General features: G+C 71.5%; 12 protein-coding genes. 5 read left to right on the forward strand and 7 right to left on the reverse strand.

The annotated features are described in order from the left end of the window. Positions 1–113 precede the first annotated feature (113 nt). The 3 genes from ACWDX6_RS15260 to ACWDX6_RS15270 form a co-directional block, all read right to left on the reverse strand. Positions 114–647 carry a hypothetical protein gene (locus ACWDX6_RS15260; protein ID WP_451485415.1) on the reverse strand — a complete coding sequence of 178 codons (534 nt, stop codon included), beginning with the start codon at positions 645–647 and terminating at the stop codon, positions 114–116. A gap of 70 nt (positions 648–717) precedes the next feature. Then, positions 718–1,269, reverse strand: coding sequence for a DinB family protein (locus tag ACWDX6_RS15265; RefSeq protein ID WP_451485416.1), 552 nt, complete (start codon positions 1,267–1,269; stop codon positions 718–720). A gap of 102 nt (positions 1,270–1,371) precedes the next feature. Further along, positions 1,372–2,952, reverse strand: coding sequence for a carbohydrate-binding protein (locus tag ACWDX6_RS15270; protein WP_451485417.1), 1,581 nt, complete (start codon positions 2,950–2,952; stop codon positions 1,372–1,374). 603 nt (positions 2,953–3,555) lie between these two features. Here ACWDX6_RS15270 and ACWDX6_RS15275 point away from each other — a divergent pair. Both ACWDX6_RS15275 and ACWDX6_RS15280 read left to right on the forward strand, forming a co-directional pair. Then, the gene (locus ACWDX6_RS15275) at positions 3,556–4,965 is read left to right on the forward strand and encodes a hypothetical protein (RefSeq protein ID WP_451485418.1); all 1,410 of its coding nucleotides are present in this window, start codon (positions 3,556–3,558) and stop codon (positions 4,963–4,965) included. A gap of 195 nt (positions 4,966–5,160) precedes the next feature. Further along, complete coding sequence (locus tag ACWDX6_RS15280; RefSeq protein WP_451485419.1) at positions 5,161–6,207, forward strand: LacI family DNA-binding transcriptional regulator; 1,047 nt, start codon at positions 5,161–5,163, stop codon at positions 6,205–6,207. On the opposite strand, the gene ACWDX6_RS15285 is transcribed toward ACWDX6_RS15280, so the two are convergent. From ACWDX6_RS15285 to ACWDX6_RS15295, 3 genes are read right to left on the reverse strand one after another with little or no spacing between them, the layout of a single operon-like run. Beyond that, the gene (locus ACWDX6_RS15285) at positions 6,191–6,901 is read right to left on the reverse strand and encodes a sulfite exporter TauE/SafE family protein (RefSeq protein WP_451485420.1); all 711 of its coding nucleotides are present in this window, start codon (positions 6,899–6,901) and stop codon (positions 6,191–6,193) included. The two genes, ACWDX6_RS15280 and ACWDX6_RS15285, sit on opposite strands and share 17 nt — an antisense overlap. After that, positions 6,898–8,310, reverse strand: a complete 1,413-nt coding sequence (locus tag ACWDX6_RS15290) for an amidohydrolase family protein (RefSeq protein WP_451485421.1) — start codon at positions 8,308–8,310, stop codon at positions 6,898–6,900. The genes ACWDX6_RS15285 and ACWDX6_RS15290 overlap by 4 nt, the downstream gene beginning before the upstream one ends. Continuing rightward, positions 8,307–9,599: a uracil-xanthine permease family protein gene (locus ACWDX6_RS15295; protein WP_451485501.1), complete on the reverse strand. Its 1,293-nt coding sequence runs from the start codon at positions 9,597–9,599 to the stop codon at positions 8,307–8,309. Before ACWDX6_RS15295 ends, ACWDX6_RS15290 begins: the two co-directional genes overlap by 4 nt. Positions 9,600–10,219: 620 nt before the next feature. Here ACWDX6_RS15295 and ACWDX6_RS15300 point away from each other — a divergent pair. Then, on the forward strand, positions 10,220–11,644 hold the full coding sequence (locus ACWDX6_RS15300) for a nucleobase:cation symporter-2 family protein (protein ID WP_451485422.1): 1,425 nt from the start codon (positions 10,220–10,222) through the stop codon (positions 11,642–11,644). Positions 11,645–11,759: 115 nt separating this feature from the next. Further along, a complete protein-coding gene (locus ACWDX6_RS15305; RefSeq protein WP_451485423.1) occupies positions 11,760–12,464 on the forward strand; it encodes a helix-turn-helix transcriptional regulator in 705 nt (234 codons plus the stop codon). 178 nt (positions 12,465–12,642) lie between these two features. Here ACWDX6_RS15305 and ACWDX6_RS15310 read toward each other — a convergent pair whose 3' ends face one another. Beyond that, positions 12,643–13,560, reverse strand: coding sequence for a S1 family peptidase (locus ACWDX6_RS15310; RefSeq protein WP_451485424.1), 918 nt, complete (start codon positions 13,558–13,560; stop codon positions 12,643–12,645). Between the two features lie 911 nt (positions 13,561–14,471). On the opposite strand from ACWDX6_RS15310, the gene ACWDX6_RS15315 reads away from it, so the two are divergent. Further along, positions 14,472–16,112, forward strand: coding sequence for a glycosyl hydrolase family 8 (locus ACWDX6_RS15315; protein ID WP_451485425.1), 1,641 nt, complete (start codon positions 14,472–14,474; stop codon positions 16,110–16,112). Positions 16,113–16,148: the final 36 nt, after the last annotated feature.

Consider the following 16,148-nt stretch of genomic DNA (forward strand, 5'->3'; position numbering starts at 1 on the left):
CGCACGCCGCGCGATGTCCAGTTCGCCGCACGGCCCCTCGCGGCCCCTCCCGGCACCGGCGAGCCGCGGGGCCGCGTACGGCTGCCTGGACCTGGCCCGTGGACCATCGTCCGTCAGCGCACCTCTCCCCTCATCACATCGTTGCCCCAGGCCGTCAGCCGCATGGAGAGTTCGCCCTCCCCGCTCAGTACATGGGCGCTGAAGGCGTTCCGCTCGTGCGCCAGCACCGCTGCCTCCCAAACACAGGGGGCGAGACCCTGCCGTCCCGGCCGCATCTGACCGGTGGCACCGGCCGGGCCGGCGAAGACCGCCAGATCGGACATGTATCCCTCGATCCAGGTGTGCACGAGGACGTAGTCGCCGTCACCGCCGGCATGCACCAGCAGGACAGCGAGCCCGAGAGACCCGCGGGCACCGCCCGACGCCAGGTGGTCCGCGGCAAGCCTCAGAGCCGCGGACTCCTCCTGCGCGGTCACCGCGCGTCCCGGAGCCTCGATCGCGTACACCTTCACGAGGTGACCCGATGCCTCGTGTGTGCCCAGCGGATTCACGGCACGGGGGTGATGGCCCGCGGCGAGTGCGAGCAGCTCGTCGGCGGCTACGGACGCGGGCAGTCGGCCCGGCGACAGCTGAACGAGATCAGTCATACGAGCATTCTGGCGGACGCGACACGCATCCTTGATCACGTTCCATGACGCGCCGGACGAGCCCCCGCGCTCACACTCCTATCGCTCCGTCGATCCGCTCCCGGAGCAGATCGGCGTGCCCGTTGTGCCGCGCGTACTCCTCGACCATGTGGACGAGCACCCAGCGCAGTGACACCGTCCCGCGCCACGAATCCTCTCCCTCGACGTCGAGGTCGGGCGCCTCGGCGACGAAGCGTTCGGCGAACGCCACCTCGGAACGCCACGCCTCCCACGCCGCCGCGATGACGGCGGGGTCAGGCACCGCACCGTCGAAGTCCCCGTCAGGGGCGGTACGCGATGCGAAGCGGAGCGCCACGTCCTGCCCGGCGAGGACCTGCCTGAACCAGCGGCGCTCCACATCCGCGAGATGCCTGACCAGACCCAGCAAGGAGAGCGTGGACGGCTCCACCGAGCGTCGAGCCAACTCCCCTTCCAGGCCGGCACACTTCAACTCAAGAGTCGCGCGCTGAGCCTCCAGGAACCCGACGAGCATGCCCCGCTCGTCACCGGTCGCGGGGCCGCTGAACCGAGGATCGTTCTCGTCGCCCGTGAAAAGCTCGGCTCGTCTGCTCACGTTCACCATTCCACCATCATCGCCTGGGCGAACGGCGTTGCGCGGGTGTCCCACCGATCACACCGGGTTGGCGGCGAGATCGGCGAGACACCCGCGGGTCGTCCCTTCCCGTCAGCTCACCGGATTGCCCCCGAAGGTCACGGCGAGGCGGCCGTCCGAGGCGAAGGACCAGCCCAGGGCGCCCGCGTACGAGGAGCAACGGGAGCCGTTCGAGCCCAGCCAGAACTGGTTGGAGCCGTCGACGTCACCCACGGTCTTGTCGTTCGTGCCGCTGCCGGCGCGGCAGGAGACGTTGTTCCGGAACACCGAAGTCCCGGCGTCGAACGAGAAGTTGCGCTGGGCGTTGTCGACGCTGATGTTGTTCGACACCGCCATCGTGCCCGGGTTCCTGTTGTAGGTGAACCCGTGCTTGCCGTTGCGGTAGGCGATGCTGCGCCGGATGACGTGGTCGACGCCGATGTCCTCGCCGCCCAGCTTGTAGCCGTTGCGGTCGCCGTTGGCGTTCACGGTGCCGTCGGAGAGAGTGCCGTTCGCGTAGGCGAGGGAGTCCTCGATGGTCACCGGGCCGATGGGGCCGGTGTCGGTCTTGGTGTAGAGGTCCCAGCCGTCGTCGATGTTGTGGTGGGCCACGGCGTAGCGGAAGACGTTCCCCGGGCCGACGGTGAGCTTCGCCGCGAAGCCGTCGGCGTCCTCGCCGTCCGAGTCGGCGTTGTCGTGCGACTCCGCGCTCAGGACGAGGTTGTGGGACGGCCACTGGTCCCGCGGGGTGGTGGAGGCCATCCGGGAGAGCTGAAGCCCCGAATCCCGGTTGAAGCGCGTCACCGTACGCTCGAAGACGTTGTGACTGCCGCCGACGAAGATCCCGTTGTCACCGGCGCGTTCCACCACGATGCCCTTGACGTGCCAGTACGAACCGTTGACCGCGAGCCCGCGGTTGGCCGGATCCTCGGTCATGGCCGAGAAGTCGAGCACCGGGGTCTCGCCGGGATAGGCGGACAACGTGGTGCGGGCGCTCGACGTGCCGTTCTTGCCCGCCGGGACGGTGACCGTCTGGGAGTGACGGTAGGTCCCGCCGCGCAGGTAGATCGTTCCGCCCGGAGCGACCCGGCTGATCGCCGACGTGAGCGTCGTCGGGGCCGCTTGCGTACCGGCCGCGCCGTCGCTGCCGTTCGGCGCCACGTACAGGGCGCTGCCCGACGGCGGTGTCGTGCCCCCGCTCACTTCCAGGTCGAGGGCGTCGACATTGGGCAGACCGGCCGCGGCGGTGGGGCTGAGCCGGATCGTGTTGCTGCCCGACCTCACCGGCACCGTCAGCGTCTGCGACGCCCATGTGCCCCAGGCGCCCGTGCTCCCGAACGACGTGGTGGCGGCCGCCGAGCCGTTCACCGTGACGCTCACCGGCCGTACGGTGGTGGTCCCGTTGGCGAAACGGACGCTCAGCGTCGCCGTACCGGCCTGCGCCGCGTCGACGGTGAACTGGACCGCCGCGCCCACGGCGTTCCTTCCGTTGCAGAATCCGCTGCCGGAGTAGCCGGTCCAGTCGGAGTCGATGGTGCCGTCGCAGGTGGCCGGTGCCCGCTCGGCCTCGTAGCGGACCGGCGCGGCCGCCGCCGTGGCGCTGGGCAGCGCCACGAAGGTGCCGACCGCCAAAGCGGAGCATGCCAGTAAGGACAGCGGTGATCTCGGGTTCATGGGGTCTCGTCCTTCTCCGTGTGGTCGCCTGCGAGCAGGCATGGGGTGCGGCTCTCGACACGAGAGATAGAAAGCGCTTGCCACGTTAGGAGTGCGCCATGGGCACGTCAATAGACGCGCCTGGGTGAACCGCGAGCCCGAGGCGGAGGAGGTCCTCCGGAGCCGCGACCGCTCGACGCCCGCGTGCGAGCGCTGACCGGCAGAGCGCCTCGCGCCTGCCGGTGAGCCGTCGAGGACCGGGCGGCGCCGAGCGGTTCCGGGCCGGCCGGGCACCGCTCCCTGCGCTGCGACGCCGGCGAGGGGGCCGGGCCGACCGGAGGTCCTTTTCGCTCCGTCGGCCCAGCGGGGCCGTCCTCGGATGGCACAGTCCGGCGAAGTACGCACTAGTTGTCATCAAGTGTGCGCTTCTCTGGCGTATCACGAGACAGCCACGGTGGACGCCTACCGGATGTTCCACGAACGGAGCCCGCGATGACCCCCGACCCCTTCCACACCCATCCGGCGGAAGACGACACAGATCGGACCGCCGGGCCCGCTAGCGCGCCGGATCCCGGGTTCGCCGTCCCCCCGCACCCGGCTCCCCACACCCCGTACACCCCGGCCATGCCGAGCACGCCGCCCGCTGTTCCTCCTGCCGTACCTCCGGCTCCCACCGGTGTCCCCGTCGTGGCGGCGGCACCGGTGGGCCCGGAGTACCCCGAGGAAGCCGGGGGAGCGACGGCGACGGCCGTACCGGCCCGCCCGGAGCACGCCCCCGAGGCCCCACGGGCGGCGCCGGAGGGACACGAGCCGCCGGTGGAACCGGTCACCGCCGTGGAAGTGCCCGCCGAGCCCCCGGTCGAAGCTCAGGCGCAGTCCCGGACGCGGACCGCCTCCGAGCCCCCGACCGAGCCCGCGCCCGAGCCCGCTACCCAGCCGCGCGCCGAGCCCGTCACCCAGCCCCCCGCCGAGCCCGCGCCCGAGGCCCAGCAGCAGACGCAGCCTCAGGCGGTGACGGAGCCCCCCGCCGTGGCCGAGGCCCGGAGCGTGGCGGAGCCCCCGACCGCGTCCGCGCCCCCGACCGTGGCGGGGACAAGGACCGCGGCCGGCACCGAGGGTGGGTTCCAGCTCGAGTCCGTAGCCGAAGGCGGTGACGAAGCGATACACACCCTCCTGTGGACGGCGGCGACCGAGCGCCCGGTCGACGAGGTCGCCTCGCTGGTCGCGCGGCTCAAGCAGACCGGCGCGCTGTCCAGCCCCGCGGACGTGGCGCTCCGCGCGGCCGCCGTCTCCCGCCCGCTGGACGAGGTACGGCAGCTGCTCGCGCTGCTCAACGCGTCGGGGTACGACCTCCATCAGGCCGAGACCACGCTCCGCGCAGCGGCCGTGGGGCGGCCCATCGAGGATGTCGTGCAGCTCGTGAGCATCCTCGGTACCGACAGCAGCGACTGGCGCACCCTCGGCGGCGGGGATGCCGAGGTGCGGAAGGCCCGGCCCGGCCAGGACGACGGCGTGACGGCCGGCCGGGAATCCGTCCCGGTCGTCACCGCCGCAGCCAAGCCCCGGCGAGGGTCCGCGAAGTGGCCGGCCACCCTGGACGGCGCGCTGGCGTCCGGTCCGGGGAGCCACGCCCCCTCTCCGGCGGTGCGGTCGGCCCTCCGCTGGCCCGCGGCCCTCGCGCTGTTCGCCTGCGGCCTCATCCATCTGCCCACGGACCTGGCGGGTCTGCGGACGGGCGGGCAGGCGGAGACGCTGACCGTGGCGGTCACGATCCTCTGCCTCCTGTGCGGCATCTGGCTCGTGGTGCGGGACACCCTGATGGTGTGGGCCGCCGCCGCGGGGCTCGCCGTCGGCGTCATCGCGCTCCACGTCCTGGCGAGTGCCCGCACGGTGGACCTGCTGAACAGCAGTCTGGGCTCCACGTTCGCCTGGGCGAAGGCCACAGCGGTGCTGAGCGCCGCGGCCGTCATCGCCCTGGCCGGCTCGGCCCTGATGCACCACACCAGGACCACCGGCGCGGCGGACAGCGCCTGACGTCGCCGACCGGAACCCGGCCTGACGGCCGTCTCCGCCCGGGCAGCCCCGTGCTGCCCGGGCGGACGTGTGTCGTCGAGCGGCAGAAGACGGGAAGCGATGCGCCCCGGCCGTCGGACCCAGCCTCCTCGGCCCCGCCCGGGTCGGCGAAGATGGTGGCGTCACCTGTTCCGAGCGCGTGAGGAGCGACGGCAGATGCCCACTTCCGGGTCCGGGTCGAGACCACCGACGATCGCCGACGTCGCCAGTGCCGCCGGGGTGTCGCGCACCACGGTCTCCCACGCACTCAACGGCCTCGGAAAGGTCGACCCCCGGACCCGAGAGCGCGTCAAGCGGGTCGCCGCCGAGCTGGGTTACCGCCCCAACCTGCGGGCGCAGCGGCTGCGGCGTGGACAGGCCAAGGCCATCGCGCTCGCCTCCTCCATGCCGTTCGCGGTGGCCGCGGGGCCTTCCCGGCTCGGCTTCTACATGGAGATCGCCGCCGCCGCGGCCGAGCGCGCGCTGCTGCACGGCTACGCGCTCGTGCTCGTACCGCCCGTGGAATCGGGGTCGGGTCTCCACTCCGTCGACATCGACGGGGCCATCGTCGTCGAGCCGGACGAGAACGACGCCGCGGCGGCCCATCTCAAGGAACGCGGGCTTCCTTACGTGGCGTTGGGCAGGCCCGTGGCGCCGGACGAGGCGGCGCCGTACGTCGATCTGCGCGGCGAACTCGTCACCGAACTGCTCCTCGCCCATCTGCGGGAGCAGGGCGCCCAGCGGCCGGCGCTGCTCATCGGGGCGGGACGGCGCCACTCGTCGGTCGACGCGCGCGCCGCGTACGAGCGCGTCGCCGCGGAGCACGGCTGGACGCCGATCGTGGCGACCGCCCCCGAGGCCGGTGGCGAACAGGCCGGCTACGAGCGCTGCGCGGAGCTGCTCGCCCGGCATCCCGGGATCGACGCCGTCTGCGCGCTCGTGGACGCGTTCGCCGTCGGCGCGGTGCGCGCGATCCGGGACAGCGGTCGCGCCGTACCGGACGACGTCATGGTGGCCACCCGGTACGACGGGCTGCGGGCCCGTACCTGCGAACCGCCGCTCACAGCCGTCGATCTCCATCTGGACCGGGCGGCGTCCGACGCGGTGGAGCTGCTCCTCGACCGGCTGCGCGCTGAGGGGGCGGCCGCCGCGACGGCCGCCCCCTCACCCCGGCCCCGGGTGATCGCGCGTGCCTCTTCGCTGAGGGTCACAGACCCGCGATGAGCACCAGCCCGGAGACCAGCGCGAACCCGAGCACGAACAGGCGCATCCTGCGGGCGTCCATACGGTGGTGCACCAGGCGGCTCAACCACGCGCCGGCGGCGATGGCCGGCAGCAGCGCCACGGCCAGGCCCAGGTCGGCCGGCTGCCCCCTCCCCGCGGCGAACAGCAGGACGAGCGAGGCCACTTCGCCGACGAGGAAGCAGGCGGCGACGGTGGAGCGCAGCTCGGCCGGTGGACGGTGCTGGTACACCAGGGCGAGCGGCGGGCCGCCGACGCCGGTGGCGGTCTCCGTGAGACCGGTCACCGCGCCCGCGCCGACGTAGGCGGCCCGGCCGGGGGTGAAGGCGGGAGCGGCGAGACTGACCACCGCGGCCAGGACGGTGGCGATGCCCACGAAGAGACCCAGGCTGCGCTCCGGGATCAGCCAGAGCAGCGCCAGCCCGCCGGGCGTCGCGGCCAGCCGCGCGGCGGTGATCCACCCCGCCCCGCGCAGATCGAGCGAGGCGCGCTCGCGCCAGGCGACGTACATGTTGAGCGGAATCATCGACGCCAGGACGAACACGGGCAGCAGGCCGGGATCGAGGATCCCCGCCACGGGCGCGACGATCAGAGCGAAGCCGAGCCCGCTGCTGCCCTGCACGAACGCGGCCACGGCCACGGTGACGGCGAGGACGGCCAGTGTCTCGGTGCTCACGGGGCGGTGCTCCGGAGCCGTGCCGCCGTGGAGGTGGGGTGCACGCGGGTGATGGGCGCCCGCTCCACGGCGGCGCGGGCCAGCTCGACCGCGTGTCGGACGAGCCCCGGGCCGTCCCAGGTGGTGGGCATCCCGCGCCACAACCGCATGCGGCCCGCGACGAACACGGCCGTGATCTGGTCGCGGTTGCCGCGCCGTACGAGCTCCCACGGCAGGTCCCAGGAGAGCGCGAGTTCGGGGTTGGTCACGTCGACGACGAGGAAGTCGGCGGCGAGGCCCTCGGCGATGGCGCCGGTACGGGCACGCAGGCCCACGGCGTCGGCGCCGCCGCGTGTGGCGGCCTCCAGCCAGGTCCATCCCGCCCCGCACGACGAGTCGCCGGTGGCGAGGCCGTACGTGATCCGCTGGGCGAACTCGGCCGCCTCGGCCAGCCGGAATCCGTCGCCGCGGGTTCCGTCGGTGCCGAGGCCGAACCGGATGCCGCGCTCGGCCATGGTCACGGCCGGTGCGACGGCGTTGCCCTTCCAGGCGCTGGCGACCGGGTTGTAGCTGACGGCGGTTCCGGTGTCGGCGAGCAGGCTCAGTTCACGCGGAGTGAGCAGGGTGGCGTGGGCGGCGAGCAGATGGGAGCCGAGCACGCCGATGTGGTGCAGGTGCTCCAGCGGGCGCAGTCCGTGCCGGAGCAGGGAGCGTTCGACAGCGGCCAGATGCTCGTTGACATGGATCTGTACGGTCGCTCCGGCTTCCGCGGCGAGGCGGGCGACGCTCCGCAGGGTCGCGGAGGTCGCCGCCTCGGGGATGGAGACGGCGAGGGAGGAGTGGACGAGCGGGTCGCCGTCGTACCGGGCGAGATGCTTCTCCGCGTCGGCGAGGACCGACGCGCCGCCGTCGCCGGTCGCACCGTCGCCGGCCGCGGAGGCGTCGTCGCAGACGAGGCCGAGAACACAGCGGATTCCGGCGTCGCGGGCGGCGCGGGCGACGACATCGACGTCCACGGCGGCGCGGGTGCCCGCGTCGGCGACCGTGGTGAAGCCACCGCGCAGAGCCTCCAGCGCCGCCAGCTTGGCGGCGGTGTAGGCGGATTCCTCGTCCAGCGCGCCTTCCAGCGGCACCCACACCCGCCGGAAGATCTCCGACGGCTCACCGAAGGCCAGCGCGGAGCCGAAGCTCTGGGTGAGGTGGTGGTGGGCGTCGACGAAGCCGGGCATCAGCAACTGACCTGACAGCCGTACGCCGTCGAGGTGCGGGTGCGTGCGCCGGAGCTCCTCCACCGGGCCCACGGCCTGGAAGGAGCCGTCGGCCACGACGACCGCGAAGCCATCGGCCGGCCCTTCGGGCAACAGCACGGCGTCCGGTACGAGGAGGAGCGGGCCGGGCCGGTCGAGGAGCTCGCGGGTGAGCTGGTTCATCGGTCACTTTCCGTACGGCTGGTGGCCAGGCGGGCGGCGATGCCCGGCCTGACGTGGTGGAAGAGGATGTTGAGGACGGCGGCGACGCACGCGCCCACGGCGACACCGCTTTCGAGGAGGATCCGGAGGTTGGGCGAGAAGCCCGCGTACACCCCGGGGATCAGGATGGGCAGCAGGCCGAGTGCGAGGGCGACGGCGCAGATGAAGGTGTTGGTGTGCTGGTCGAGGTCGGAGCGGCCGAGCATCTGCACGCCGAGCACGGTGATGACCGCGAAGACGACCATGGCGGTGCCTCCGATGACCGCGGCCGGGATGACGCTGATCGCGCGGGTCACGGGGGCGAGGAAGCCGATGGCGATGAGGACCACGCCGGCCGCGGCGGTGACGTACCGGCTGCGTACACCGGTGACGCGGACGATCCCGATGTTCTCGCCGCTCGTCACCATCAGCGGCAGTCCGAAGAAGCCGCCGAAGAGGGAGGTCAGCGCGTCGCCGCGGATGGTCTTGGGGACGGCGGTCCGCCGGTCGATCCTCTTGCCGACGGCCTCGGCGTTGATGACGGTCTGGCCGGTGGCCTCGGCCATGGAGGCGAGGCTGTAGAGCATCAGGGGCAGCGCGGCGAGCAGGTTGAACTGCGGGGAGCCGAACGGCAGCAGCTGCGGCAGGCTGACCAGTCCGCCGTCGGGGGCACCGCCCGCGTCGATGTGGCCCAGGACCGCCGCCAGCGCGGTGCCGGCGAGGAGCCCCAGCATGACGGCGAGTTGGCGCAGGATGCCGCTGAACAGGAGGTAGAAGACGACGGTGAATCCGATCGTCGCCATGCCGAGCATGAGATTCGTGGGGTCGGCGAAGCCGGGCTCGCCGGGCCGGCCGGTGACCAGGACGGCCCCGACCTTCACCAGGTTGACGCCGACGATCACGATCATCGTGCCGATGACGAGGGCCGGGAAGAAGGCGAGCAGCCGCGAGAAGACGGGCAGCACGACGAAGTAGAAGAGGGCGGTCAGGATGACCGCGCCGCAGGCGGTGGGCAGTCCGTGCTGCTCGGCGATGGCGAGGAAGAGGATGAGCGGCGCGCCGCCCGGCAGCATCACGAACGGTAGCCGGGGACCGAACTTCCACGGCCCGAGGGACTGGACCAGCGATCCGGCACCGGAGAGCACGAAGGCCGCGGAGAGCAGGTCGACGGTCAGGCCGGCGTCGAGGCGGAGGGTGGCGCTCATCAGGAAGATCGCCGAGATCGGCGTGGCGGCCATCACGAGGACGTGCTGGATCCCGAAGAGGAGGATCCGGCCCAAGGGGCGGGACTCGTCGACGGGGTGGACGGCTGAGGGGTCGGCGGGGTCGCTGGGGTCAGTGGGCTCGCTGGGGTCGGTGGGCTCCGGCGTCGGGGGCTGATCCGTACCGGAAAGGGTCTGGCGGGGACTGGACACGTTCGAGCTCCGATCGGCGTTCGACACGTTCGGGTTCAGCCGCGATCCGGCCCTGGACGGGGAGCCAAATCGATTTGGCCATCGATTCGGCCGCAAGTATGTTGAGGGCGTACGGCGGACGTCAAGAGTCGGCGGCGTTCTGGTGGTAAGTGCCGTGGACAACGAAATCCGCATCACGCGCCATCGGCGACCATGGATTCGTAAGTTACCGAACGGTTTTACTTCAAGAAACATGGTCCCTGGTCTTGCGTGGGGGTGTACGCGTCCGCGAGGATCTGATTCCGGCCCGGGCCCTTTCGCCCCATGGCCCCCTCACGCCTCCATGTCTGGACGCCTGGCAGCGCACCGGTAACCCCGTGCCGCCAGCCGGTGAACCGCCTGATCCGCGCGGCCGCCCGGATGACCCCTTTCGAGGCCCACCCCCGCGACTCGGCGTCGCGCTCCCTCTCGTTCACCTACCTCAAGGCAAGGCAGAGATGGCACCACTGGCCTCGCGCCGACGACCCGTCACCACCCCGCACCCGGTGGACGAGGTCCTTCCGCTCCCCACGCTCGCGCTCTACGGATTCCAGCACGTCCTGGCGTTCTACGCCGGCGCGGTGCTGGTACCGGTGATCCTGGGCAACAGCCTCGGACTCTCGCGGCAGGAGCTGGTCTATCTCATCAACGCCGACCTGGTCACCGCCGGTATCGCCACCATCATCCAGGCGTGGGGCTTCTGGCGTATCGGAGCCAGACTGCCGCTCGTCCAGGGCGCGACCTTCACGGCCGTCTCTCCCATGATCGCCATCGGTCAGGGGGCGGGGGGAGGCACCGCCGGCCTCCTCGTGGTGTACGGCGCCGTGATCACGGGTGGTGTCGCGGCCTTCCTCTTCGCGCCGTTCGCCGGACGGCTCGCCAAGTACTTCCCCCCGATCGTCACCGGCACCCTCCTCACCGTCATCGGCATCGTCCTCATCCCCGTGGCGCTCCAGGACGTCGGCGGCGGCGCGGCACTGATGGGCGGGCCACGCTACGGAGACCCCGCCCACCTCGCCTACGCGGGCGGCACGCTCCTGTTCATCCTGCTGGTGGTCCGGTTCGGCGGCCCGTTCCTGCGCAGCATCGCGGTCCTGCTCGGACTGGTCGGCGGAACCGCCGTCGCCTGGCTGCTCGGCGACGCCGACCTCGGCGCGGTCGACCAGGCCGACTGGCTCGGCGTCAGCACGCCCTTCCACTACGGCCTTCCGCACTTCTCCGTCTTCCCCATGCTGGCCATGGTCGTCGTCATGCTCATCACCATGGTGGAGACCACCGGAGACGTGTACGCCATGGGCGAGATCACCGGCCGGAAGGTCGACGGCGACACGGTCAGCCGCGCGGTGCGCGCCGACGGCGTCGCCACCGTGCTCGGCGGGATCTTCAACTCCTTCCCGTACGTCGCCTTCGCGGAGAACATCGGCCTGGTCCGGATCTCCCGCGTCACCAGCCGGTTCGTCGTGGTCGCGGCCGGAGTCTTCATGATCCTCCTCGGCCTGGTGCCGAAGGCCGGCGCCGTGGTCGCCTCCGTCCCGCACCCCGTGCTCGGCGCCGCCGCCGTCGCGATGTTCGGCATGGTCGCCACGGTCGGCATCCAGATCCTCGCCAAGGTCGATCTGAGGGAGGAACGCAACGCCCTCGTCCTCGCCGTCAGCCTCGGCGCCGCGATGCTGCCGACCGCCGTCGCGCCCTTCTTCGAGCGCATGCCCACCGAGGTGCGGGCCGTCCTGGGCAGCGGCATCACCCTCGGCACGCTGGCGGCGGTCCTGCTGAACCTGTTCTTCCACGTCTTCGAGAGCCGCCGCAAACGGGAGGACATCGACTGGGACGGGCTCGCCGCGTACGACGACGGGACGGGTCCGCGGACCACCCCGGCCCGCTGACCCGTTCCCGCTCGCGGAGCCCAGGGCCTCTCGTTCGGATCATGCCGGGCTCGCGTGCCCTGGTGCCTTCGAAAGACCCTAGCCCCGCGCAGCCGCCCACCGAGGTGATCCGTACGTGTCCCACCCTCCGTTCTCTCCCGTCCAGGCCCGGGCCGCCCGCCTCCGCATCGGCCTGACCCCGGAACAGGTCGTCGCCGCCATGGCGCAGCTGGGCGTGCGCCGTCCGGTGGAGGCCGTCACGGCCTGGGAGTCCGGGGCGGTGGCGCCCTCGGAGACGGAACTGTTCGCCCTGGCCGACGCGCTGTGGTGCCCCGTACCGGAGCTCATGGCGCTGCGGCCGAGATCCCTGCGCGAGCACCGCCTGGCCCGGCAGTTCACCGCCGAGCGGCTCGCCCAGCGCATCGGCATGGACCCGCGGGACTACGCCCGCGCCGAGGAGGACCACCACTGGCGCGGCACCGACCGGCAGACCCTGAGGCTCGCGGACGCCCTGGGCCTCGAACCGGACGAAGTGCTGCGGGTCATCGTCCGCGCCGGCGAACTCGACCGCCTCCTGCGCCAGGCCGTCGAAGGCCGGTGGAAGCAGCACACCGCCGCGCTCGGCCGGCTCGTCGGCGCACCCGAACGCAGGGTGGCACAGGCGCTGCGCACCCTGCACCAGGAGTACGCCCACTTCAACGAGCGCTACATGGGCCATCTCGTCGCCCGCAGCGACCACGCGCGGCTGAGGGAGATCGCCACGGAACGCGCCGGGTGGCTGCACGCCCTGCCCGATCGTTTCCTGCACCTCGTCGGCCACGACACCCGGCCGCCGTCCTGAGAGCGCCGCCCCGCCCACCGGGCCGGTCCCGCGTCCGCCCACCGGTTCCGGTCCCACGGTGCGGGCAGCACCGCTCCATGTGCGGAGGGCCGGCGGCCCCTGGGGGACCGCCGGCCCGTGTGCCCGCGAGGTTTCCTGCGTGTCGGACCGGAGGGTCCGCCGGTCCTTCGGTGAGGGACTAGAAGACGCTCACGCCGTACGCGCTGAGGGCCTCGGTCACCGGCTGGAAGAACGTGGTCCCGCCGCTGGAGCAGTTGCCGCTGCCGCCGGAGGTGAGGCCGAGCGCGGTGGTGCCGGAGAAGAGGGCGCCACCGCTGTCACCCGGCTCGGCGCAGACGTTGGTCTGGATCATGCCGTAGACGACGTCGCCGTTGCCGTAGTTGACGGTCGCGTTGAGGCCGGTGACCGTGCCGCCGCGCAGGCCGGTGGTGCTTCCGCTGCGCTGGACCGACTGGCCCACGTAGGCGTTTCCGGCACCGGTGATGTCGCGGTAGCTGCCGTTGTAGAGGTACACACGGCCGTCCGCCGCCGAGGCGTTGGAGTGGCGGATGATTCCGTAGTCGTTGTTCGGGAAGCTGGAGCCGGTCCGCGTGCCGAGCAGCGTGGTGTTGGCCGAGTTGGTGTACCAGGTGCTGCCGATGTTGGTGCAGTGACCCGCCGTCAGGGCGTAGTAGGTCGAGCCGCTGCGGACGTTGAAGCCGAGCGAGCAGCGTCCGCCACCGGCGTAGATGGCCTGGCCGCCGGCGATGAGCTTGTTGAAGGTGCCGGGCGTGCGCTTGATCTCCAGGGAGGAGGCGCCGGTGCCCGCCGCCTTCCGGATCTTGGCGATCTCGGCGGCGGAGACGGTGGAGTCGGCGGTCACGACGATCTTCCCGGTCGCCTGGTCGGTGTACCACGCGGTGCCGGGCACGTCGGCCACGCGCACGGCGTCGCTGGTCGCGGCGAGTTGGGTGCTGGTGGCACGTGCGGTCTCGCCCGTCGCCGCGGACGAGGTGGGGGCGGCAAGCGCTGAGGCGGCCAGGAGCGCGGAGGCCACGGCGATCAGCCGGGCCCCCTTCGCGACGCCGCCGAGGGGGGACAGACGCTTGAGGTTCACTGCTTCCTCCGGTGGGGGAGTGGAGACCCGCTGGGTAGGCGGGACTTGAGGCGCGGCCGACAGGTCCGGGACGGAGGGTGCTCCAGCATGGACCTGTCAATCTCGACGAGGGGAATCCTCCGGTCCGGATGGTGCTCGCCGCAAGAATGGCTTTCAGTCGTTCTACGCGCGTTCGGATGGTCCCCTCCCCGGGCGGGCCGCAGGGCGAACTCGTCGGGCGACCGCGTCGACCTGCGCGGCAAGGGAGTGCAAACGCTTACTAGAGTTTGCTGACACTCCTTCAGGGCTGCGGGGAGCGTGAGGCGGGAGGTGGTTGAGAGCCTGTGGAGGAGGTGGAGGGTGCCGTGCTGTCTCTCCAGATCAGCGTCGCGGGGCCCCCGCGTCGCACTCGGCGCCGGCCCGTTCCGGCGCTCTCGCCCACCGAGCACCTCCGTCCCCACCTCGAAGGGGTAGCGGTCGCACAGGCGGGTCGCCCGTCGGGCGGCGCCGTGGTGAAGGGGGAGTCGACGCCGGTGGCGCGCGGGGGCGCGTCTCGGTGCAGTGGTACAGCCGTGAGAGGCGCCGCAATGCCTCGATCTTTCCCCTTCGCGCCGCCCTTCGGGTGTCCGGTTCCCGTCATCGCCCGCACGGAGGAGGCGGAAGGCGGCGGCGACTGGTTCCCACGCGTCCTTTTCCGCAAGGGACTTGCGAACGGCGCGGGCGCGTCTCTAGGCTCCTTCAATAGTTAGGAAGTTTTACTAACCATTGAAGGAGTGTCTGCCTCACGCTCACCAGCGCATCACGAGGTCCGACATGTCCCGCCCCGGAGAATACGCCGCCACGAGAACCGTCCGCCTGCCGCCCCAGGCCCGCGCGTGATCTCCGCGACCGTCCCCTCCACCCCATGCCCAGGAAGAAGCAGAGGAGTTGACATGCGACGAAGAATTATCGGCCTGCTCGTCGCGGCCGGCCTGTTGTCCGCGCCCCTGACCGTGCCTCAGACGGCTGTGGCCGCCGACACGCTCGTCTCCGTGGCCAAGCCGACGACGGCGTCGTCCATCGAGGCAGCCGGCTTCGAACCCCGCCTGGCGGTCGACGCGAACACCGGCACCCGCTGGGCCAGCGCCGAAGGCGTCGATCCGCAGTGGATGCGCATCGACCTCGGCTCCAGTCACCGGATATCCCGGGTCAAGCTCAACTGGGAGGTCGCGTACGGCAAGACGTACCGGATCCAGACCTCGGCGGACGGCTCGACCTGGACGGACGTCTACAGCACGACCGCCGGAGACGGCGCGATCGACGACCTGTCGGTGACGGGCACCGGTCGGTACGTCCGTATGTACGGCACGCAGCGCGGCACCCCCTACGGCTACTCCCTCTGGGAGTTCGAGGTCTACGGCTCCCCGGTCACCGGCGGGACCGGCCCGGCCGTCCCGTTCGGCAGCCACCTCAAGCCGTACGCGGCGGGCACGCTCAAGCCGTCCGGCACACAGGCCGCGCTCGACCAGAAGGTCGTCGACTACTACAACAGCTGGAAGTCCGCCTTCGTCCGGCAGAACTGCGGCAACGGCTGGTACCAGGTCATCTCCCCGGACGCCGATCACCCGTACGTCGCCGAGGCCCAGGGCTACGGCATGGTGATCGCCGCCACCATGGCGGGTGCCGACCCGGACGCGAAGAAGATCTTCGACGGTCTGGTCAAGTGGAAGATCGACCACCCCTCGGCCATCAACCCGAATCTGCTCGCGGCCGAACAGGACGTGAACTGCGAGAGCGTCAACGGCGGGGACGCCGCGACGGACGGCGACATGGACGTGGCCTACGGGCTGCTGCTCGCCGACAAGCAGTGGGGCAGCTCGGGTACGTACAACTACAAAGACCTCGCGATCAAGCACATCAACGCGATCAAGAAGGACGAGCTCAACCCGGCCACCCACCTGCTGAAGCTGGGCGACTGGAGCAGCTCCGGCGATCAGTACTACTACATCACCCGCACCTCCGACTGGATGATCGACCACTTCCGCGCCTTCCGCACCGCGACCGGCGACGCGACCTGGGACACCGTCCGCACCGCCCATCAGAACCAGATCGCCGGCCTCCAGTCGACGTACGCGCCGCACACGGGACTGCTGCCCGACTTCGTCGTGAACACCGACACCACCCCGAAGCCCGCCCCGGGCCAGGTCCTGGAGGACCCGAACGACGGAAAGTTCTGGTGGAACGCCTGCCGCACCCCGTGGCGCATCGCCGATGACGCGGTGACCAGCGGTGACGCCAAGTCCCTGGCCGCCGCGCGCAAGCTCAACAGCTGGATCAAGACCAGGACCGGCGGGGACCCGAACAAGATCGTCGTCGGGTACGGGCTGGACGGCACGCCGATCCAGACGTACGGCAGCGCGGCGTTCTTCGCCCCCTTCACCCTCGCGGCGATGACCGACCCGGCCAGTCAGGCGTGGCTCGACGCCCTGTGGAACAAGATGCTCGCCACGCCGATCCAGACCGGCAGCTACTTCGCGGCGAGCATCCAGCTCCAAGTCATGATCACGGCTTCCGGCAACCACTGGGTTCCGTGACCGCGATCCGTCACCTCGTGCGCGGTTCGGTTCGAC

It is taken from the genome of Streptomyces sp. NPDC003027 (genome assembly GCF_053591435.1).